This is a genomic window from Streptomyces sp. NBC_01166 (assembly GCF_045039765.1).
Taxonomy (GTDB): Bacteria; Actinomycetota; Actinomycetes; order Streptomycetales; family Streptomycetaceae; genus Streptomyces.
On record NZ_CP108613.1, the window covers coordinates 3,341,448 to 3,361,515 of the forward strand.

The window sequence follows — 20,068 nt, forward strand, 5'->3', positions numbered from 1 at the left end:
CGTGTTATGGCGGATTCATGACGTTCGTACACCCCCCGGCGCCTTACGGAAGGGGGGCGGAAGCCCATTACCCTTTTGATGGCCCCCTGCCCGACCACTCCGGAACGCGAGATACATGACCGGCACAGACGATGTCCTGCTTGTCCACGGCGGCACCCCGCTGGAGGGCGAGATCCGCGTCCGAGGCGCCAAGAACCTGGTGCCGAAGGCAATGGTCGCCGCGCTGCTCGGCAGCGGGCCCAGCCGGCTCCGCAACGTGCCCGACATCCGCGATGTGCGGGTGGTCCGGGGGCTGCTGCAGCTGCACGGCGTAACCGTCCGCCCCGGCGACGAGCCGGGCGAACTCATCCTCGACCCGTCGCACGTCGAGAGCGCGAACGTCGCCGACATCGACGCCCACGCGGGCTCGTCGCGCATCCCGATCCTCTTCTGCGGCCCCCTGCTGCACCGTCTGGGCCACGCGTTCATCCCGGGCCTCGGCGGCTGCGACATCGGCGGCAGGCCGATCGACTTCCACTTCGAGGTGCTCCGCCAGTTCGGCGCGGTCATCGAGAAGCGGGCCGACGGCCAGTACCTGGAGGCCCCGCAGCGGCTGCGTGGCACGAAGATCCGGCTGCCGTACCCGTCGGTGGGCTCCACCGAACAGGTGCTGCTGACCGCGGTCCTCGCCGAGGGCGTCACCGAGCTGTCCAACGCGGCTGTCGAGCCGGAGATCGAGGACCTCATCTGCGTACTGCAGAAGATGGGCGCGATCATCTCCATGGACACCGACCGGACCATCCGGATCACAGGTGTCGACAAGCTCGACGGTTACACCCACCGGGCGATCCCGGACCGCCTGGAGGCCGCCTCCTGGGCGTCCGCGGCGCTGGCGACCGAGGGCAACATCTACGTGCGCGGCGCCCAGCAGCGCTCGATGATGACCTTCCTCAACACCTTCCGGCGTGTCGGAGGTGCCTTCGAGATCGACGACGAGGGCATCCGCTTCTGGCACCCGGGCGGCGCGCTGAACGCCATCGCCCTGGAGACGGACGTGCACCCCGGCTTCCAGACCGACTGGCAGCAGCCGCTCGTGGTGGCCCTGACGCAGGCCGCCGGACTGTCGATCGTCCACGAGACGGTCTACGAGTCCCGGCTCGGCTTCACCTCGGCGCTCAACCAGATGGGTGCGCACATCCAGCTCTACCGCGAGTGCCTCGGAGGCTCCGACTGCCGCTTCGGGCAGCGGAACTTCCTGCACTCGGCGGTCGTGTCCGGGCCCACGAAGCTCCAGGGCGCGGATCTGGTCATCCCCGACCTGCGCGGCGGTTTCTCGTACCTGATCGCCGCCCTGGCGGCCCAGGGCACGTCCCGGGTGCACGGGATCGACCTGATCAACCGCGGCTACGAGAACTTCATGGACAAGCTCGAGAAGCTCGGCGCGAAGGTCGAGCTTCCCGGCGGCTCGCTCGTCTGACACCCCACGCCGGCGCGCTCCGGCGTACGCACGGTGCTGCCGCACACAGCATTGCGCACCAGCGCACCACAGTCCGCCGCCCCGGCCCCCACGAGGGACCGGGGCGGCGGGCTTTTCCGTCGCCCCGGCACCGGGCATCGGCCCAGGCGCCGCAGAACGCCCGTACAGAGCCGCACAGGGCGCCCTGCCCTCCCCGGGGCCGCCGGAGGGCGCCGGGGCTCCGCAGACCGCCTCACAGCGCCCGCACGGGCGGTGTGCGCCGGGATGAAGACCCCCGGACTCGGTCACGGACATGCCGAAGGGCGGCCGCCCCGGTCAGGACGGCCGCCCTTCATTGATGCCTTGGGGCCTTACTTGCCCTTGGCGGCTTCCTTGAGCTTGGAGCCCGCGGAGACCTTCACGCTGTAGCCGGCCGGGATGTTGATCGGGTCGCCGGTCTGCGGGTTACGAGCGGTGCGAGCGGCACGGTGGGTGCGCTCGAAGGTCAGGAAGCCGGGGATGGTGACCTTCTCGTCGCCCTTGGCGACGATCTCGCCGACGGTCTCGGCGAGGGCGGCCAGAACGGCGTCGGCGTCCTTGCGGGTCACCTCGGCACGGTCGGCCAGGGCGGCCACCAGCTCACTGCGGTTCATGTTTGTACTCCCGTGTTCTTCTTGCCTGTGAGGCGTGAGATCGAAGCCGATGCTGCCAGGGCCCTCTGACAGTCCCCGGACCCGGGTCTGCTGTCAGACCCTCGCGCCCGAATACGCATCCTGCCCCCACCTGCGGCGCTAACGCCAATCCGGAACCCCTCGTCGTCACACGAAAAGCACCACCGATTGCCTGTGATGACGTTCCGTCGACTTGTTGGAGCGGTCCGCAGCGGATGCCGGGCCTGTGGGGCTCGCTGCCCGCCCACCCTAAAGGGGCGTTTGGGACGCCGCGACACGCGACGCGCCGTACGGGCCGCCCGGACGTGAGCTACGGCACCGTCCGCCGGAGTCGTGGCCGACCCCCGCGGACGGCGTGTGGCAGGGCCGTCAGGGCAGAAAGTTCCTAGGCGGGGTCGGACGCCGCCTCGGCGACGCCGGCCGCTTTGGCCGCGTCCCGGACGGCGCCCGCGACCGCGCCCGCGACCTTGTCGTTGAAGACCGAGGGGATGATGTAGTTCGCGTTCACCTCGTCCTCCGCAACCACGTCGGCGAGGGCGCGCGCCGCGGCGAGCATCATCTCCGTGTTGACGGTGCGGGACTGAGCGTCCAGCAGACCGCGGAAGACACCCGGGAAGACCAGCACGTTGTTGATCTGGTTCGGGAAGTCGGAGCGCCCGGTGGCGACAACGGCCGCCGTCTCGCGAGCGATTGCCGGGTCGACCTCGGGGTCCGGGTTCGCGAGCGCGAACACGATCGCGCCCTCCGCCATGGCGGCGACGTCGGCGCCGTCCAGGACGTTGGGAGCGGAGACGCCGATGAAGACGTCGGATCCGGCGACGGCCTGCTTGAGGGTGCCGGTGACGCCCTCGGGGTTGGTGTTGTCGGCGATCCAGCGCAGCGGCGAGTCCGGGGTGGCGTCCACCAGGTCCTCGCGGCCCGCGTGCACCACGCCGTGGATGTCGGCGACGACCGTGTGCTTGACCCCGGCCGCGATGAGCAGCTTCAGGATGGCCGTACCGGCCGCGCCGGCGCCGGACATGACGACGCGTACGTCACCGATCGCCTTGCCCACCACGCGGAGCGCGTTGGTCAGCGCGGCCAGGACGACGATCGCGGTGCCGTGCTGGTCGTCGTGGAAGACGGGGATGTCCAGGGCCTCGCGCAGCCGTGCCTCGATCTCGAAGCAGCGGGGTGCGGAGATGTCCTCCAGATTGATGCCCGCGAAGCCGGGGGCGATCGCCTTGACGATCTCGACGATCGCGTCGGTGTCCTGCGTGTCCAGGCAGATCGGCCAGGCGTCGATGCCGGCGAAGCGCTTGAAGAGGGCCGCCTTGCCCTCCATCACGGGGAGCGACGCCATCGGGCCGATGTTGCCCAGGCCGAGCACCGCCGAACCGTCCGTGACCACCGCGACGGAGTTGCGCTTGATGGTGAGGCGGCGGGCGTCCTCGGGGTTCTCGGCGATCGCCATGCAGACCCGGGCCACACCGGGGGTGTAGATCATCGAGAGGTCGTCACGGTTGCGGATGGGGTGCTTGGACGCCATCTCGATCTTGCCGCCGAGGTGCATCAGGAACGTACGGTCGGAGACCTTGCCGAGGATGACGCCCTCGATGTCGCGCAGACCTTCGACGATCTCGTCCGCGTGTGAGGTGGAGGAGGCCGCGATCGTGACGTCGATCCGCAGCTTCTCGTGGCCGGATGCGGTCACGTCGAGGCCGGTGACCGAACCTCCGGAGGACTCCACGGCCGTGGTGAGCTGGGAGACCGCTGTGCCGCTCGCGGGCACCTCCAGCCTGACCGTCATCGAGTACGAGACGCTGGGCGCCGTTGCCATGGCCGAGTCCTTCGCTTTCCTGAGCTTCGTTGCCGCACGCAGATGGGGCTCGGCCCCGTACGTGCGTTCCGATCGTCGCACCTACCGACCGGTAGCAGGTAATGACTGCCACCTTTCGGAAACTTTCTTCCACCATACGAGAAGTAGTGGTGATGCGTAACCCGTAAACACAAACAGACCCGCGCCACCAACAGGTGACGCGGGTCTGTCTTCTTCGAGTCAGGTGACACCGGCCCGCCATGCTCGCCTCGCGGCAAGTGGTCGCTCGAAGCGACTAAGGTTGGGCCCGGGGGCTTGGATCGAGCCGGTGCCGACACCAGGCTAACAAACACCCCGGAAAAGTGATTCCCGTGCGACGGGTTGACTCCGGGAAGCACTCCTCCCTCAGTCCCTCAGCAGGTCCGGAACCCCGTCCTCGTCCGGCATGTCGCGCTCCCCGGAGACCACCGTGAGCTGCTGCGTCGCGCGGGTGAGTGCCACGTACAGCACCCGCAGCCCTGCCGGGGACTCGTCGGCGATCTCCGCGGGTGAGACGACCACCGTGGCGTCGTACTCCAGGCCCTTCGCCTCCAGGCTCCCCAGCGCCACCACACGCTCGCCGAGCTCCGCCAGCCAGGCACGGGCCTCGGCGCGGCGGTTCATCGCGACGACCACACCCACGGTGCCGTCCACCTCGCCGAGCAGCCTGCGGGCCTCCTCGCGGACGGTCGAGGCGAGGTCGCCGTCCCGCACCGATTCGAAGCGCGGCTCGACACCGGTCGAGCGGACCGCCGCCGGGGACTCCATCCCCGGCATGGCCAGCGCCAGCACCTTGGCCGCGAGCTCGGCGATCTCCGCCGGGTTGCGATAGTTCACGGTGAGGGTGAACCTGCGCCGCGGCCGGTTGCCGAGCGCCTCGTCACGGGCGGCGGACGCCTCGTCCGGGTCCGACCAGGAGGACTGCGCCGCGTCACCGACGATCGTCCAGGTCGCGTGCCGGCCGCGGCGGCCGACCATCCGCCACTGCATCGGCGTCAGGTCCTGCGCCTCGTCGACGATGACGTGGGCGTACTCGGTACGCTCCGCCGCCAGCCGCTCGGCCCGCTCGCGCTGCGTCTCCTCGCGCTGCGGCATCAGCTCCTCCAGACCCGTGAGCTGGTCCAGCGGGTCCGCCTCCCGCTGCCTCTTCGGGCGGGCCGGGGTACCCAGAAGGGTCTGCAGCTCGTCCAGGAGCGCCACGTCGTGGACGGAGAGCGGGCCCTTGCCGTCCTCGTCCAGCCGCTTCAGCGAACGGGCGAGACGGCGCACCTCGCCCTGGTTGAGGATCCGGCGCGCCCATCTGCTCAGCCGCCGCTCGTCGGACATCGCGGCCAGCACCTGGCGAGGGGTGAGCTCCGGCCACCAGGCGTTCAGGAAGGTGAGGAACGGCGTCTCGGTGGACACGTCCTCGTCGAACGAGGAGCGCAGCTCCGCGGCCAGCTCGGGGTCGGTGTAGCGCCCCCGGCCGGACGACTTGTTCCACAGGGCGTCCAGGAGCAGCTTGCGGGCGCGCGGGCGCAGCAGGTTGACCGGCGCCGTGCCGCCGAGGACGTTGTGCCGGATCCGCCGGAGCTCGTCGGCCTCCAGCTCGACGCGGGCGCCGAAGGCCACCACCCGCAGCCGGGTGGGGGTCCCCGCCTCGGCCGGGGCTTCCCCGAAGTCCAGCTGGCCCTCCTGCGGGGCGGGCCGTGACGCGGGCTGCTCCAGCGCCCCGCGGGCCGCCTTGCGCACCACGTGGAGCATCCGGGACGAGCCCTTGATCCGGGCGACGGCAGGCTCGTCGTACGTGGTCGCGCCCTCCACGCCCGCGGCCTCGTCGGACAGCGAACCGACGGCGCGGATCGCGACCTGGCCCTCCTCGCCGAGCGAGGGCAGGACCCCTTCGGTGTACGCGACCAGGAGCGGGGTCGGCGAGACGACGAGGATGCCGCCCGCGTACCGGCGCCGGTCCTGGTAGAGGAGGTACGCGGCCCGGTGCAGGGCCACCGCCGTCTTGCCGGTGCCGGGGCCGCCCGAGACCTCGGTGACGGAGGCGGCGGGAGCACGGATCACCAGGTCCTGCTCGGCCTGGATCGACGAGACGATGTCCCGCATCGTGTGACTGCGGGCCTGGCCCAGCGCGGCCATCAGGGCGCCGTCACCGATGACGGGCAGCTCGTCGCCCTTCAGCCGTGCGGTCAGCTCCGGACGCATCAGGTCGTCCTCCACCCCGAGGACCCTGCGGCCCTTGGAGCGGATGACCCGGCGGCGTACGACCCGGCCCGGGTCCTTCGGCGTCGAACGGTAGAACGGCGCGGCGGCCGGCGCACGCCAGTCGATCACCAGCGGTGCGTAGTCGGAGTCGAGCACTCCTATACGGCCGATGTGAAGGGTCTCCGCGATCTCGGCGGTGCTGTCCTCCCCCACGGCGTCGTCCGCCGCCTCCACGGAGGTGAAGGCGCCGTCCGGGCCGCGTTCACCGTCCTTGCCACGCAGCAGATCGATCCGCCCGAAGAGGAAGTCCTCGAACTCGCTGTTCAGCCGGTTGAGGTGGACGCCGGCACGGAAGACCTGGGCGTCCCTTTCGGCGAGTGCCCCGGGGGTGCCTACCTGGCCCCGTTTACTGGCGTCCTGCATGAGAAATTCCGCCTCGTCGATCTTCTCTTCGAGACGGCGGTAGACCCGGTCCAGATGTTCTTGTTCGACACCGATTTCCCGGTCCCGCAACGAATCGACAGCGGCATCCTGCGCGGCCACCGAGGCCCCCTTCTGACGTGCATCGGGCAGCCGTCAACCGTACGCGAAAGGGGGCCCCGAGCGCACCTGCCACCCGGATAGCGTTTTGGGTATTTCGTCCGGTTCAGGCGGGGGCCGCGTCGATCTCCACCAGCCGCTCGCCGTCGAAGGTGCGGACCTCGAAATGGTCGATGTCCGCGCGCGCCATCGCGGTGCCCCCGTGCACATACAGCGGGTGGCGCGCGTCCGGGTGGGAGGAGCCCTCGATCCCGTATCCCCATTTCGGTACGGACCAGGAGGTGACGACCTCCTCGTCGCCCGTCCTGGACACGGCGACCAGGCTGCATTTCTCCGGGCCTTCGACGTTCTTGAGCTCCAGGACCGTGTGCGTGCCCCAGGCCTTGGGCTCCATGCCGACCGTGGCGTCGACCCGGGTGGCCGGGTCGGTCGCCGTCAGCTTCTCCGGCATGTGGTGGAAGAAGGCGTCCTCGGCGGGGCTCGTGGGATGCGGGTCGGCCGCCTCGACCTGCCGGCCCGCGTCCTCGCCGGCCGTGGCGGTGACCGCGACCACCGGGCCGCCGATCACGAGGACGGCCGCGGCGGCGATCAGATACCGGGCACGGCGCCGCCGCTGCGAGCGGTTCCGCGCGACCTCGTCGACGAGACCGGCCAGCACCCGGGGCGCGGGGGGCTCAGGGACGTGCGGCACCGGGCGCGCGCCCGGGACGGTGGCCGGCGACTCCGCGAGCATCGCCAGCATGGGCTCCATCCCGGCGAACTCGTCGAGCTGGGCGGCGCACGGGACGCAGCCGGCCAGATGGGCCTCGAAGGCGCTCGCCTCGGCGTCGTCCAGGATGCCCAGCGCGTAGGCGCCGGCGGCGTCGTGCCCCGGGCCCGGCGCGGGGGGCGCGAAAGGGTCGTCCGGAGGACCGGAGTCGCCCGGGGGGCGCCGGGGACCGGCCGGCCGGGGACCGAAGGGCTGCCATTCCTGGTCGCTCATGCCGTGATCCCCCTCTCCTCCAGTGCGAGCTTCATGGAACGCAGTGCGTAGAACACCCGGGACCGCACGGTCCCGCTGGGGATGCCGAGCACCTCCGCGGCCTCGTTGACCGTACGGCCCCTGAAGTAGGTCTCGACCAATGCTTCCCGGTGGGCAGGGGTCAAATCGTCGAGCGCGTCCGAGAGCGTCATCAGCCACAGCGCCTTGTCGATCTCGTCCTCCGCGGGGATGACCTCCAGCGGCGACGGATCGACCTCGCGGGGCCGGGCCTGCCGGCTGCGGTGGCCGTCGATGACGATGCGCCGGGCGACCGTCACCAGCCAGGGGCGGACGGAGCCGGTGGCCCGGTTGAGCGAACCGGCGTTCTTCCAGGCACGGATGAGCGTCTCCTGCACCACGTCCTCGGCCCGCTGACGGTCACCCGCGACGAGACGGAGGACGTAGGCCAGCAGCGGACCGGCGTGTTCGCGGTAGAGCGCCCGCATCAACTCCTCGTCGGGGACGTCGGAGGGAGGGCGGGGCGGTGCACTGCGATGTCGAGCCCTGTGCGGACGGTCATCGGCCACGGCCGCATCCTTGCGCACCCGAACCTCCCGGTCGAGACCCTGTGGAGCTCTGTGGCCATCGGTACGGATGCGGGCGCCGGTTCATTCAGAATCCGGGCAACTTTCTTTCAGGAGCGGGCATTCGGGACCATTCAGGGCCTCACGTCACCGCCCTCACCCGGCGCCGGTGCCGGGCCACCCGCTCCCGGTTGCCGCAGACCTCGCTGGAGCACCAGCGGCGGCGACGCCCCCGCGACGTGTCCAGATAGAGCCGCCGGCAGGCATCGCCCTGGCACCGGCGCAGCCCCGCCCGCGCGACCGGGTCCGTCAGCAGGTCGACGGCGTCCCGGGCCACCGCGGCGAGCAGCTGCCCACACCCCGGGTCCGCGATCGGCGCCCGTACGAGCGCTCCGCCCTGGTCCCGGACGGCCCGCAGCCCCGGCGGGGCGCCCGCTGCCAGCGCGTTGACCCGCTCCAGGGCGCTGTCGGCGCTCCCGCCGGTCAGCTGAGCCGTCATCAGCCGGTCGATTCCCGTACGCAACTGCCGGAAGCGCGCCACCCAGGTCGCGTCGACCGCCGCCAGTGGCGTCCCGCACGGGACCAGTCCCGCGGCCACCAGCCACTCGGCGAGGCGCGCCGGGCAGTCGAGCCGCTCGCACGCGCCGGAGGCCGGCCCCGTCGCCGCCAGGTCCAGACAGACGCGCCCCGAGTCGAACCGCCGGTCGTACGCGCCCGTGCCCGCCGCCATGAGCCTGTCACCGCCTCGGGGGCCAGCTGTGGAAGGAGAGTCACTCCCAGAGTGCCCGCATCCGGCCCGGCCCGGAACCCCTCCGGACACCGCCGTACTGTGTCCGCATGAACGACGCCACAGTCACGCTGACGGCCGGAACCCTGCTCCTGCGCCCCTGGCGGCGGGACGACATGCCGGCCCTGCTCGCGGCGTACGACGACCCGGCGATGCGGCGGTGGCTGCGGACACAGGTCTTTGACGCCGGGGAGGCGGAGCGCTGGCTGACCGTGCAGGAGGAGGGGTGGGCGTCGGGCAGCCGCTTCAGCTTCGCGGTGACCGACACGGCCGGTCAGGGAGACATAGTCGGCCACCTCGCGCTGAACCGTCCCTCTCCCGGGGCGGAGAGCGCCCAGGCCGGTTACTGGACGACGGCGTCGGCGCGCGGCCGGGGCGTGGCCCCGCGCGCTCTCGGGGCGCTCACCGACTGGGCGTTCGCCACATTCGCGGAGGACGGGCTCCGGCGCCTGGACCTGTTCCACGCCGCGGGCAACGAGGCGTCCTGCCGGGTCGCCGAGAAGACCGGCTTCCCGCTGGCCGAGCTCGTCCCCGCCCGGCCACCGCGCTACCCCCTGAACGGCCACCGGCACTCCCGGGAGGCTCCTCTCAGCGCTGCGGCGGGCCGTCGTGCAGGATGCGCTGGAACATCCGGTGGTCCTGCCACGAGCCGTTGATGTGGAGATAGCGCGGCGCCGTGCCGTAGAGCTCGAACCCGCACTTCGCCAGTACCCGCTGCGAGGCCGTGTTGTCCACGACCGTCCCGGCCTCGACCCGGTGCAGTCCGAGCCCGTCCCGTGCCAGCTCGCAGACCCGGGTCACGGCGACCGTGGCCAGACCCCGGCCCGCCCGGTCGACGTCGATCCAGTAGCCGAGCCGGGCGTTGCGGAACGGCCCGCGCTCGATGGAGGCGAGCGTCATCGCCCCCACGACCCGGTCCTCGTCGTCGGCCAGCGCCCAGGGCATGACGCGCCCCGTGTCCCGGTCCGCCAGCAGCGCGGTCAGCCGCTGGAGCTGGCCCTCAGGGGTGTAGAAGGCTTCGGGGCGCACGGGATCCCAGCGCCGCATGTACGCGCGACTGCGGGTCAGGGTCTCGGCGAACGAGGCGGCGTCGCCGAGGGCCACGGGCCTCAGCCGGACCCCGTCGGCCAGGGGATGGATGTCGTTGATCATCCCCGCACCGTAGCGGCCCGTCAGGAAGCGTCGTACTTGGTGTCCGCCGAGGGGTCCAGCGCCAGCCGGTAGCCCCGCTTGACGACCGTCTGGATCAGCCGGGGCGCCCCCAGCGCCGTACGCAGCCGGGCCATCGCCGTCTCCACCGCGTGCTCGTCGCTGCCGCTGCCCGGCAGGGCCCGCAGCAGGTCGGCGCGGGAGACCACCCAGCCGGGTCGGCGGGCCAGCGTGTGCAGCAGGGCCATGCCGGCCGGTGGCACCGGGCGCAGGGCTCCGTCGACCAGCACGGCGTGACCCCGGATCTCGACGTGGTGGCCGGCCACGGGGAGCGCACGGGCCCGGGCGGGCAGCTGGGTGCAGAGCACCTGGACGAGCGGCCCCAGCCGGAAGCGCTCGGGCTGGACGGTGTCGATTCCCCTGGCCTGCAGCGGCAGGGCCGTGACCGGCCCGACGCAGGCGGTGACGACGTCATGACTCAGGGCGTCCAGCACCTCCGGGAGCATGCCGCGCGTCTCCGCCCGGTTCAGGTAGGACGCGGCGGCGGGGGCGCTGGTGAAGGTGAGGGCGTCCAGGCCACGGGCGACGGTGACGTCGAGCATGCGGTCGAGCGGGGTGATGTCCTCCGGGGGCATCCACCGGTAGACGGGTACGCCGACGACTTCGGCGCCCGCCGCGCGGAGCGACTCGACGAAGCCGGGCAGCGGTTCGCCGTGCAGCTGGAGGGCGACCCGGCGGCCCGAGACGCCTTCGCCCAGCAGTCGGTCCAGCACCTCGGCCATCGACTCGGACTGCGGCGACCACGCCTCGGTGAGCCCGGCCGCCCGGATGGCGCCCTTGACCTTGGGGCCACGGGCCAGCAGCTCGATACCGCGCAGCAGTTCGAGCAGCTGGTCACCGATGCCCCAGCCGTCGGCGGCCTCCACCCAGCCCCTGAAGCCGATGGCGGTGGTCGCGATCACGATGTCGGGCGCGTTGTCGATCAGCTCCTTGGTGGCGGCCAGGAGTTCGCTGTCGTCCGCGAGCGGAACGATCCGCAGTGCGGGCGCGTGCAGGACCGCGGCGCCCCTGCGCGTGAGGAGCGTCCCCAGCTCCTCCGCGCGACGGGCTGCGGTCACCCCGACCGTGAAGCCCGCCAGGGGCCCGTGCTGTGCGTCGTCGTCGTGCATGGCGTGATACCCGGCTCTCGTCCCGCTGTTGCTCGATGATGCGGAGGACCGAGACTGTCAACCCTGCGTGACAGTCTCGGTTCTCCTGTATTTCCCGCCCGTTACGTCCTGCGACGCGCTGTGGTCATCCTCACACCTCCGCATAGCTGAGCTGCGGCTTCGTGGCGACTGCTTCGGTACGCCGAAGGTATACCGCCCACGTGAGGGTGAAGCAGACGGCGTAGAAGCCGAGGAAGCACCAGAACGCGGCCGTTCCGGCACCCGAGGTGGCGAAGGACTGACGGAACGCGAGGTTGATCGCGAGGCCGCCCAGGGCGCCGACCGCCCCGATGAGTCCCATGGCGGCCCCGGAGAGCCGGCGTCCGTACGCGGCGGCCTCCTCGCCCCGGAGCCCCTTGGCGATGCCCTGCGCGTGGAAGATGCCCGGGATCATCTTGAACGTGGAGCCGTTGCCGAGGCCCGTCAGCACGAACAGCGCGATGAAGCCGACGAGGAACACCGCCAGCGACTCGATGCCGGAGGCGTAGACGACGACACCGGTGGCCGCGGCCATGGCCGCGAAGTTCCACAGCGTGATCCGGGCGCCGCCGTACCGGTCGGCGAGCCAGCCGCCCGCGGGCCGGATCAGGGAACCGAGCAGCGGGCCGATGAAGGTGAGCGAGGCGGCCTGCAGCGGAGTACGGCCGAACTGGGTCTGCAGGACGAGTCCGAAGGCGAAGCTGTAGCCGATGAACGAGCCGAAGGTGCCGATGTAGAGCACCGCCATGATCCAGGTGTGCGGCTCGCGTACGGCCTGGAGCGCCGCCCCGGTATCGTTCTGGACGGGCCGGAGGTTGTCCATGCGCAGCGCGGCGCCGAGCGCGGCGACGACGATCAGCGGTACGTACACCCCGAGCACGATCCGCGGGTGCGCGGCGCCCGCCGTGCCGATCACCAGCAGTCCGATGAGCTGGACGACCGGGACGCCGATGTTGCCGCCGCCGGCGTTGAGCCCGAGCGCCCAGCCCTTCTTGCGCAGCGGGAAGAAGGCGTTGATGTTCGTCATCGACGAGGCGAAGTTGCCGCCCCCGATGCCGGTGAGCGCGGCGACGACGAGGAACGTGGTGTACGAGGTGCCGGGCTCCATCACCCAGAAGGCGGCGAGGGTCGGCACCAGGAGCGACAGCGCGCTGAAGACGGTCCAGTTGCGCCCGCCGAACAGCGCGACCGCGAAGGTGTACGGCACCCGGACGATGGCGCCGACCAGGGTGGCCGTGGAGATCAGGAAGAACTTCCCGGCCGGGTCGATGCCGTACTCCGGCCCCATGAACAGGACCATGACGGACCACAGGGACCAGATCGAGAACCCGATGTGCTCGGAGAGCACGGAGAACCACAGGTTCCTCCGGGCGACCTTCTCGCCCGTCTCTCGCCAGAAGGTCTCGTCCTCCGGCTCCCACTGCTCGATCCAACGACCGGCCATCACGCGCCTCCACAGGGGTCGGGGTGTTGTCCTGCCGACGCTAGGGAGTCCGCGTTTCGGTGCGGTGCCGTGAGGTGACCGGTGCGCAACCTTGCTCTCACTCGGCCGCCGGGGGTGCGGTGAGCCGGGCCCGCCGCACCCCTGTCGTGCGGATCAGGCCCTGCGCGACCCGCCCGCCCGGACCGCCCCGTTCGGCCACAGGCGCGGCCGGCGCTTGGCGGCGACGTCCTCGACCCAGCCGAAGGCCAGGATGGCGAGCCCTATGAGCGGCCAGATCGCGATCAGGATCAGCACCTCGTACGACTGTTCTATATACGTACCGAACGTGTCGCCGAACCACGGGATGTTCCAGAGCTCGTCCACGACGTGCGCGGCCGCCATCAGCAGCAGGTTGTGCCACAGGTAGATCGTCACGGCCCGGTTGTTGGCCAGCGTGACCAGGCTGTCCCAGCCGGCGAGCCTGCCGGGGAGCTTCTTCCAGGACGGGGCGTAGACCAGGAGGATCGCGCAGAAGCCGAGGGACCAGGTGGCCTGGGCGAGCGGGATCTCGTCCAGGTTCCAGCCCTCCTCGGTGAGGTGCCCGGACGCCCACCACAGGCCGAAGCCCATGACGATCGCGGCGGAGGACACCGCCAGATAGCGCGGGATCTCCTTCAGCAGTCCGTCGTTGTGGGCGAAGCCCAGGACCCAGCAGGATCCGAACACGGCGAAGTCGAGGAGCCCTTCGCCGAAGGTGCCGGGGACGGTCACGAGGCCGGTGCCGATCACGGCCGTGAGGGCGACCGGGGCGAGCAGCGTGGCCCACGGCAGCCTGCGGAACGCCTTGAGCAGCAGCGGCGAGGCGAGCACGAACCAGAGGTAGGCCCGGATGTACCAGAGGGGTCCCGCCGCCTGGTCCGCCCAGCTCAGCTCCAGCCACCCGCCGGTGGAACCGCTCTCCTCGGGGTACGGAGGCGAGCCGAGCGGGAAGAGGTAGCTGCCGAGCTTGATGAACCACCACAGCCCCTCCTCCCGGACGGGCTTCCAGCTCAGCGCGAACATCACCGGCACGACGACGAGCGAGAACGCCCACATCGGAGGGAGCAGCCTGCGCAGCCGGCTGCGGACGACGCTGCCCGCCGGCCGGGCCAGCGAGCGGGCCATCAGCGAACCGGCCAGGGCGAACATCACGCCCATGGACGGGAAGAGAACGGTCAGCCAGGCCCAGCCGAAGAGGTGGAAGACCACGACGCGGACGAGGGCCACCGCCCTGAGCAGATCGAGGTAGCGGTCACGCCCGGGCTTGGCGCGTGGCGCGGGAGCCTCCCCCACGGCCTCCGGGGCGGCGGGGACGTGCTCCGGGTACGCCGCGGGGGCGGGTGGGACGGGCAGCGGCGCGGTGTAGGCGGCACCCGCCGGTGCGTGCCCCTGGTCGGGGAAGGTCATGCCACCGGCCTCCGGTCCTTGTCCGTGTCCTTACGACGGTTCTGTGTGCCGCCCGGTGCCTCCACCACGCCCGTACGCCGCAGCTTCTGCCAGCGCAGCCGGCCACCGGTGAGAGCGGTGATCCAGGACTGGAGCAGCACGACGTACATCAACTGCCGGTAGAGGATCTGCTGGAGCGGCAGGGAGATCAGATGCGTCATGCGCTCCCGGTCGAGCCGGAAGGCGTACGCGGCGCAGACGGCCTGCACCAGCAGGACGCCGAACCAGGCCGCGACCGTCTTCCCCGTCGGGCCGAAGACCAGTCCGTAGAGCAGGAAGACATCGATGAGGGGCGCCAGCAGCGGGGCGACGACCATGAACAGGGAGACGAACGGCAGGCCCACCCGTCCGAAGCGGCCCGAGGGCCCCTTCTCGATGACCGCACGGCGGTGCTTCCAGATGGCCTGCATCGTGCCGTAGGACCACCGGTAGCGCTGCGACCAGAGCTGCTGCACGGACTCGGGAGCCTCGGTCCAGGCGCGGGCGTTCTCCGCGTAGACGACGCGCCAGCCGTCGCGGTGCAGCGCCATGGTGACGTCGGTGTCCTCGGCGAGGGTGTCCTCGCTCATGCCGCCGATCCGGTCCAGCCCCTCCCTTCGGAAGGCGCCGACCGCACCGGGGATGGTGGGCATGCAGCCCAGGAGGTCGTACATCCGGCGGTCGAGGTTGAAGCCCATCACGTACTCGATGTGCTGCCAGGCGCCGATCAGCGAGTCGCGGTTGCCGACCTTGGCGTTGCCCGCGACCGCTCCGACCCTGGGATCGGCGAACGGCTGCACGAGCTCGCGCACGGTGGAGGGTTCGAAGACCGTGTCGCCGTCCATCATCACGACGATGTCGTAACGGGCGTGCGCGATGCCGTTGTTGAGGGCCGCGGGCTTGCCGGCGTTGCGCTGGCGCACGACCCGGACGTTCGGGATCCACATCGCCTCGACGAGGTCGGCCGTGCCGTCCGTCGAGCCGTCGTCGATGACGACGACCTCGATCGGGTAGTCGCTCGCCACCAGCGACCGGACGGTCGCCTCGATGCACTCACGCTCGTTGTACGCGGGGACGAGGACCGAGACGGGCCGGGTGAACTCCTCGCCCCAGCTGAAGTTCCTGCGGCGCACCTTCCTGGCATGCAGGAAGGACAGCAGCAGCATCAGACCGAAGCGGACCATCACCAGCACGCCGATGACGGCGAGGCCCACCACCAGGACGCCGGTGATGTGTTCGGAGATCTCGACCGCTCCTACGAACGCCTTGCCCTTCCACAGCGCGAATCCGGTGACCGGGGTGTGCGCGCTGGGGGCGCCGAGCGCCGACGTCAGGTTGGTGAAGTCGTAACCCCGCTCCTGCATCTTCGGCAGGAACTTCCCCAGGGCGGCCACGGTCTGGGACCGGTCGCCTCCGGAGTCGTGCATCAGGATGATCGCACCCTTGCCGTGCTGCGGTGTGGCGCGCTCGATGATCGCGTGGACGCCGGGGCGCTTCCAGTCCTCACTGTCGGTGTTGTTCACGACGGTGAGGTAGCCGCGGCTGCCGATGTACTGCGTGACAGGCCAGGACTTGTTGTCCATGGCGTCGGAGAACGAGGAGTACGGGGGCCGGAACAGCGACGTGCGGATGCCGGCCGCGCCCGCCAGTACCAGCTGGTTCTGGGAGAGCTCCCAGTCGATGCGGCTGGTGGACTGGAAGGAGAGGTCGGGGTGGTTGAAGGTGTGCAGCCCGACCTCGTGTCCCTCGTCGACCATCCGCTCGACGAGGTCCGGGTAGCGCGAGGCCATGGTGCCGGTGACGAAGAAGACGCCGTGCGCGTGGTGCTTCTTGAGCTCGTCCAGGACGCGCGGGGTCCAGACCGGGTCGGGGCCGTCGTCGAAGGTCAGGACGATCTTGTGGTCGGGTATCCGGAGCGTCTCGGCTTCCTCGCCCGCCGCGCGGGCGTCGATGACCGGGCCGCCCTCGAGCACCTTGTCGGGTACCTGGGTGGTGGGGGCGGGTGGCTGTACACGGTGGTCGGCGAGGATCTCGCTGTGCACGTATCCGCGCAGCATGAGCATGGCGAGCAGAGCCACAAGAAGGAGTGACGGAAGCAGATAGCGCATGGGAAGTCTGCGCCTGACGGTCCGCTTCTTCTTCCGGTTGTGTCTGCCCCGCGAAACGGGGGTTGTCATCTACTGAGCGCCTTCTTGTGGTTGCACCGGTGATTCCGAGGGGTCCGGGGACGCCGGCGGACTGTCGTCGACGGACGGCTCGGTGGTGGCCGGCGGCGACGGGTCACCGGTCGGCTGCTGGGTCACCGAGTCTCCCGGGACGACGGGAGCCGAAGAGCTGCCGGTCCGGGGAGGCCTGCTGGACGAGGAGGCCGAGGCGCTCGCGCCGGGCCCGGCGGAGCCGGACGCGGCGGCGCCGTCCGCCGGAGGGGCCACCACGGTGCCCGAGGCCGAGGCGGAGGCGCTGGGCGTCGCTCCGGGGCCCTCGGACACGGCGGCGTCACTCGGAGCGGGCCGCACCTCGATCTCTTCCGCGCGCTTCTCCTCCTGCCCGGAGAGCGGCAGCCAGGGAGCGCTGGAGTTCCCTCCGAGCACGGCGACCACGAGGGTCACGGCGTACACCGCGCAGATCGCGGCGAGCACCCAGCCCACACGCCTGTACGTCTTGCTCCGGCGACCGCTCTCGTCGACGAAGACCGGACCGTCGGACGGGACCGGAGGGCCGGGTTCGACCGGTAGTTCGGAGAGCTGACGCCCGAGCCCGTCCAGTTGGACGGTGACGTCGTTCGGCTCGTGCGTGTGCCCGGTCCGGGTACCTTCGCGCCAATTTTCCACAGGTGATCGCACTTCCCCCACTCAATGAAACAGGTGCGCGGGGAATGACTGGAATCGTGCCATCGGACCGGGCCCCCACCCCGTCCGCGCCACCTGCCACCGAGCACCCGAAACCCCGAATGTAGCGCACGCCGGCGACCGGAAGAGGGCCGTATCACCTGTTGTTCAAGAACAGTGACTCATAAGTGACACATCGGCTTCCGGTAGCCACGATGTCGGTGGCCGTACCATCCATCCTTCTGTCGCGGCGAGTTCGGCCGCTGCCGCACGCAATGCGGAGAGGCCGGGATGGTTGAGCCCCTTGCGCCACACCATCAGCAGCGGCGACAGCGGCACCGGCCGCACGAGCGGGCGCAACACCGTGCCCGGCAGCGGCGGGAAGCCCGCGACGGCGAGCACGGGGTTCCCGGTCTTCGCCATCACCCGCTGGAATTCGGCCACCCCGACGGCGAGCGGCGCAGGTGGGGCCAGGACGACGCCCCACTCCGCGAAGAGCGCGGCCGCGAGATCCGTCCACTCCAGCGTGCGCGCATTGCCCGCCCCGGCGTAGACGGTTTCACCGGTCAGGTCACTCATGGCGACCTCTTCCCGCCCGGCCAGAGGATGACCGTGCGGCAGGAGGACAGCCATCGGTTCGTACCGCACCGGCTGTACGGAGAGCTGGGCGAGCACCCCGGGACCGAGCCCGGCGGCCCGCCCGAAGGAGACGTCCAGCCGCCCGGCGAGCACCTCACCGGCCGCCCAGGTCAGCCCGCTCTCGAAGCGCGCCATCAGCTCGCACTCCGGCGCGAGCTCCCGCGCGCGGGCCAGCACCCGGGCCGCCGTCATCCCGTCGGTGTTGAGGTCGACGAGCAGCGGCCGGTCCGCCGGGTCCGCGAAGGCGGCGGAGAGCGCGGCATGCGCGTCGAGCACCCGGCGGGCGTACGGGACGAGGCGTTCCCCATCGGCGGTGAGCGACACCTGCCGGGTGGTGCGGACGAAGAGCTCCCGGCCCAGCTCCCGCTCCAGTCGGCGGATGTCCCGGCTCAGCGCCTGCTGGGCGACGTAGAGCCGGGCGGCGGCCCGGGTGAAGTGCAGTTCCTCCGCCACCGTGACGAAGGCGCGGAGGAGACGGGGGTCGGTGTCGGTCGCGGCCACGGGGCCAATTTACAACAGAAGTGCGTCAATGGGTTCCCATCAGGTGTTGGACGCCGCGGGCCGCTCGATCCGAGGGTGGACGCGTGCCTCATGAAACCGCTGCCCCGGCCCCGCCCGCCCTCGCCCCCTCCAATCCCTACCTGCGGCTCCTCGCCACCCCCGGAGCGCGCGCGTTCACCGCGGGCAATCTCCTCGCCCGGCTCCCCATGGGCATGTTCAGCGTCAGCGCCGTCATCATGATCGCCGGGGCACACGGCTCGTACGCCCTGGCCGGGGCCGTGACCGCCACCGGACTGGCCGCGACCGCCGTGGTCGCTCCCTGGACGGCGCGCCTCGTCGACCGGTACGGGCAGGCCAGGATCGCGGTGCCCGCCACCGCGGTCGCCGTGCTCGGCTCGCTGTCCCTGGTCCTCTGTGTGCACTACGACGCACCGGTCTGGACGCTCTTCGCCGCCTACGCCGCCACGGCCACCACCCCGAACACCGGCGGCATGTCACGGGCCCGCTGGGCCCATCTGCACCGGGGCGACCCGGCGGCCCTGCACACGGCGAACTCCTTCGAACAGGCCGCCGACGAGCTGTGCTTCATGCTCGGCCCGGTCCTCGCGGCGTCCCTGTGCGGGGCGCTCTTCCCCGAGGCCGGCACGCTCACCGGCGCGATCCTGCTCATGACCGGCGTCCTGGTCTTCGCCGCGCAGCGTGCGACCGAACCGCCGGTGGCCCCCCGCACACGGTCGGCCTCTCCCCTGCGCACCCCGGGCATTCCCGCCCTGCTCGCCGTCTTCCTCGCGACGGGGGCGGTCTTCGGCGCGATGGAGGTCGTCTCGATCGCCCACGCCGGAGGCGCGATCCTCGCACTCCAGGCCGGCGGCTCCTGCGTCGCCGGGCTGCTGTACGGGTCGCTGCGCCCGGCGGCGGCCGTCGGACGCCGGCTGCTGCTCTGCCTGACGGGGATGACCGCGCTGATGTCGCTCCCCCTGATCGCCTCGGCCACGACCGACTCGCTGCTCGTCCTGGCGGGCTGCCTGCTGCTCGCGGGGGCGGCCACGGCTCCCACCATGGTCACCGGCATGACGCTGATCCAGCGGCTCACCCCGCAGGCGCAGCTCAACGAGGGCATGACGCTCGCCGTCACCGCGCTGCTGGGCGGTATAGCGGCGGGGTCGGCGGCGGGCGGCTGGACGGTGGAGCACGCCGGGACGGTGAGCGGTTACGCGGCGCCGGTTTGCGCGGCGGCCCTCGCCCTGGCCGTGGCGTCCGCGGGCACTCGCAGAGCCTGAAGGGCACCAGAGTAAAGAACGAGGACCCGAAAAAACGAGGACCCCGCTGCCAGGGGCAACGGGGTCCTCGTTCACATGGGAATTGTGGAGATGGCGGGAATCGAACCCGCGTCCAACGGTGCGGAACCAGGGCTTCTCCGAGTGCAGTTCGCTACGCTTTTCTCGGCCCCGGAGGTCACGCGAACAAGCCTCCGACAGGCCCAGTCACTGTTTGATTTCCTTCCAAGCCCCGTGACCGGGCTTAGAAGTTTAGATCCCTAGTTGATGCCAGGATCCGGGTCGGGATCAACCCCGGGCTGACACTCCGCAGAGTCTTCGCTTAGCTGCTAATTAGGCAGCGAGGGCGAAGGCGGAGGAATCGCGCTTGGAATTGGCGATTATTGTTTGCGACATATGGTTTACGAGATCATTGCCGCTTCCTCGACTCGCTTCCCCTGCTTCGACATCCGCTGTCGAAACCGATCATCCCCATGTTGTTTTTTCAAATGTGCACACCCTCTGTGGGGTGCACGGCCCATCGTACGTGACCAACGCACGCGGATGCCACTGTATTCCGGCGAGCTCCGGGGCGCGGGCCCCGGCCACGCGC

General features: G+C 70.9%; 16 protein-coding genes and 1 other RNA gene. 3 read left to right on the top strand and 14 right to left on the bottom strand.

Going from position 1 to position 20,068, the window contains the following annotated elements; all coding sequences use genetic code 11:
* Positions 1–115: 115 nt before the first annotated feature.
* Positions 116–1,456: a UDP-N-acetylglucosamine 1-carboxyvinyltransferase gene (murA, locus tag OG379_RS15425; protein ID WP_104786295.1), complete on the top strand. Its 1,341-nt coding sequence runs from the start codon at positions 116–118 to the stop codon at positions 1,454–1,456.
* A gap of 350 nt (positions 1,457–1,806) precedes the next feature.
* Here the strand turns inward: murA and OG379_RS15430 are convergent, their stop codons facing one another.
* The 6 genes from OG379_RS15430 to OG379_RS15455 form a co-directional block, all read right to left on the bottom strand.
* Positions 1,807–2,088: an HU family DNA-binding protein gene (locus OG379_RS15430; protein ID WP_003968811.1), complete on the bottom strand. Its 282-nt coding sequence runs from the start codon at positions 2,086–2,088 to the stop codon at positions 1,807–1,809.
* Positions 2,089–2,491: 403 nt separating this feature from the next.
* Positions 2,492–3,925: an NAD-dependent malic enzyme gene (locus OG379_RS15435; RefSeq protein ID WP_405663097.1), complete on the bottom strand. Its 1,434-nt coding sequence runs from the start codon at positions 3,923–3,925 to the stop codon at positions 2,492–2,494.
* Positions 3,926–4,309: 384 nt separating this feature from the next.
* Positions 4,310–6,679, bottom strand: coding sequence for a HelD family protein (locus OG379_RS15440; RefSeq protein WP_405663099.1), 2,370 nt, complete (start codon positions 6,677–6,679; stop codon positions 4,310–4,312).
* A 103-nt stretch (positions 6,680–6,782) separates the two neighbouring features.
* Positions 6,783–7,658, bottom strand: coding sequence for an anti-sigma factor family protein (locus tag OG379_RS15445; RefSeq protein WP_405663101.1), 876 nt, complete (start codon positions 7,656–7,658; stop codon positions 6,783–6,785).
* Positions 7,655–8,242: a sigma-70 family RNA polymerase sigma factor gene (locus tag OG379_RS15450; protein WP_104786301.1), complete on the bottom strand. Its 588-nt coding sequence runs from the start codon at positions 8,240–8,242 to the stop codon at positions 7,655–7,657. Before OG379_RS15450 ends, OG379_RS15445 begins: the two co-directional genes overlap by 4 nt.
* 121 nt (positions 8,243–8,363) lie before the next feature.
* Positions 8,364–8,951 (bottom strand): CGNR zinc finger domain-containing protein, encoded by a 588-nt coding sequence (locus OG379_RS15455; protein WP_405663103.1) that lies wholly within the window; start codon positions 8,949–8,951, stop codon positions 8,364–8,366.
* 107 nt (positions 8,952–9,058) lie between these two features.
* Between OG379_RS15455 and OG379_RS15460 the strand changes: the two genes are divergently transcribed.
* Entirely contained in the window at positions 9,059–9,664 is a 606-nt protein-coding gene (locus OG379_RS15460; RefSeq protein WP_405663106.1) for a GNAT family N-acetyltransferase, read from the top strand.
* Here OG379_RS15460 and OG379_RS15465 read toward each other — a convergent pair.
* The 7 genes from OG379_RS15465 to OG379_RS15495 all read right to left on the bottom strand — a co-directional run bounded on the left by OG379_RS15465 (position 9,597) and on the right by OG379_RS15495 (position 18,199).
* Positions 9,597–10,160: a GNAT family N-acetyltransferase gene (locus OG379_RS15465; RefSeq protein ID WP_405663108.1), complete on the bottom strand. Its 564-nt coding sequence runs from the start codon at positions 10,158–10,160 to the stop codon at positions 9,597–9,599. The genes OG379_RS15460 and OG379_RS15465 overlap by 68 nt on opposite strands.
* 20 nt (positions 10,161–10,180) lie before the next feature.
* Positions 10,181–11,326, bottom strand: coding sequence for a uroporphyrinogen-III synthase (locus tag OG379_RS15470; RefSeq protein WP_405663110.1), 1,146 nt, complete (start codon positions 11,324–11,326; stop codon positions 10,181–10,183).
* Between the two features lie 130 nt (positions 11,327–11,456).
* The gene (locus OG379_RS15475; RefSeq protein ID WP_405663112.1) at positions 11,457–12,788 is read right to left on the bottom strand and encodes a nitrate/nitrite transporter; all 1,332 of its coding nucleotides are present in this window, start codon (positions 12,786–12,788) and stop codon (positions 11,457–11,459) included.
* Positions 12,789–12,941: 153 nt separating this feature from the next.
* Entirely contained in the window at positions 12,942–14,213 is a 1,272-nt protein-coding gene (locus OG379_RS15480) for an acyltransferase (RefSeq protein ID WP_405663114.1), read from the bottom strand.
* Positions 14,210–16,408: a glycosyltransferase gene (locus tag OG379_RS15485; protein WP_393765726.1), complete on the bottom strand. Its 2,199-nt coding sequence runs from the start codon at positions 16,406–16,408 to the stop codon at positions 14,210–14,212. The genes OG379_RS15480 and OG379_RS15485 overlap by 4 nt, the downstream gene beginning before the upstream one ends.
* Positions 16,409–17,074 carry a hypothetical protein gene (locus tag OG379_RS15490; protein WP_405663117.1) on the bottom strand — a complete coding sequence of 222 codons (666 nt, stop codon included), beginning with the start codon at positions 17,072–17,074 and terminating at the stop codon, positions 16,409–16,411.
* A 153-nt stretch (positions 17,075–17,227) separates the two neighbouring features.
* Positions 17,228–18,199 carry a LysR family transcriptional regulator gene (locus OG379_RS15495; protein WP_405663119.1) on the bottom strand — a complete coding sequence of 324 codons (972 nt, stop codon included), beginning with the start codon at positions 18,197–18,199 and terminating at the stop codon, positions 17,228–17,230.
* An 83-nt stretch (positions 18,200–18,282) separates the two neighbouring features.
* Between OG379_RS15495 and OG379_RS15500 the strand changes: the two genes are divergently transcribed.
* Positions 18,283–19,479 carry an MFS transporter gene (locus OG379_RS15500; protein ID WP_405663121.1) on the top strand — a complete coding sequence of 399 codons (1,197 nt, stop codon included), beginning with the start codon at positions 18,283–18,285 and terminating at the stop codon, positions 19,477–19,479.
* A gap of 82 nt (positions 19,480–19,561) precedes the next feature.
* Here OG379_RS15500 and ssrA read toward each other — a convergent pair.
* Positions 19,562–19,949, bottom strand: a transfer-messenger RNA (tmRNA) gene (gene ssrA, locus OG379_RS15505).
* Positions 19,950–20,068: the final 119 nt, after the last annotated feature.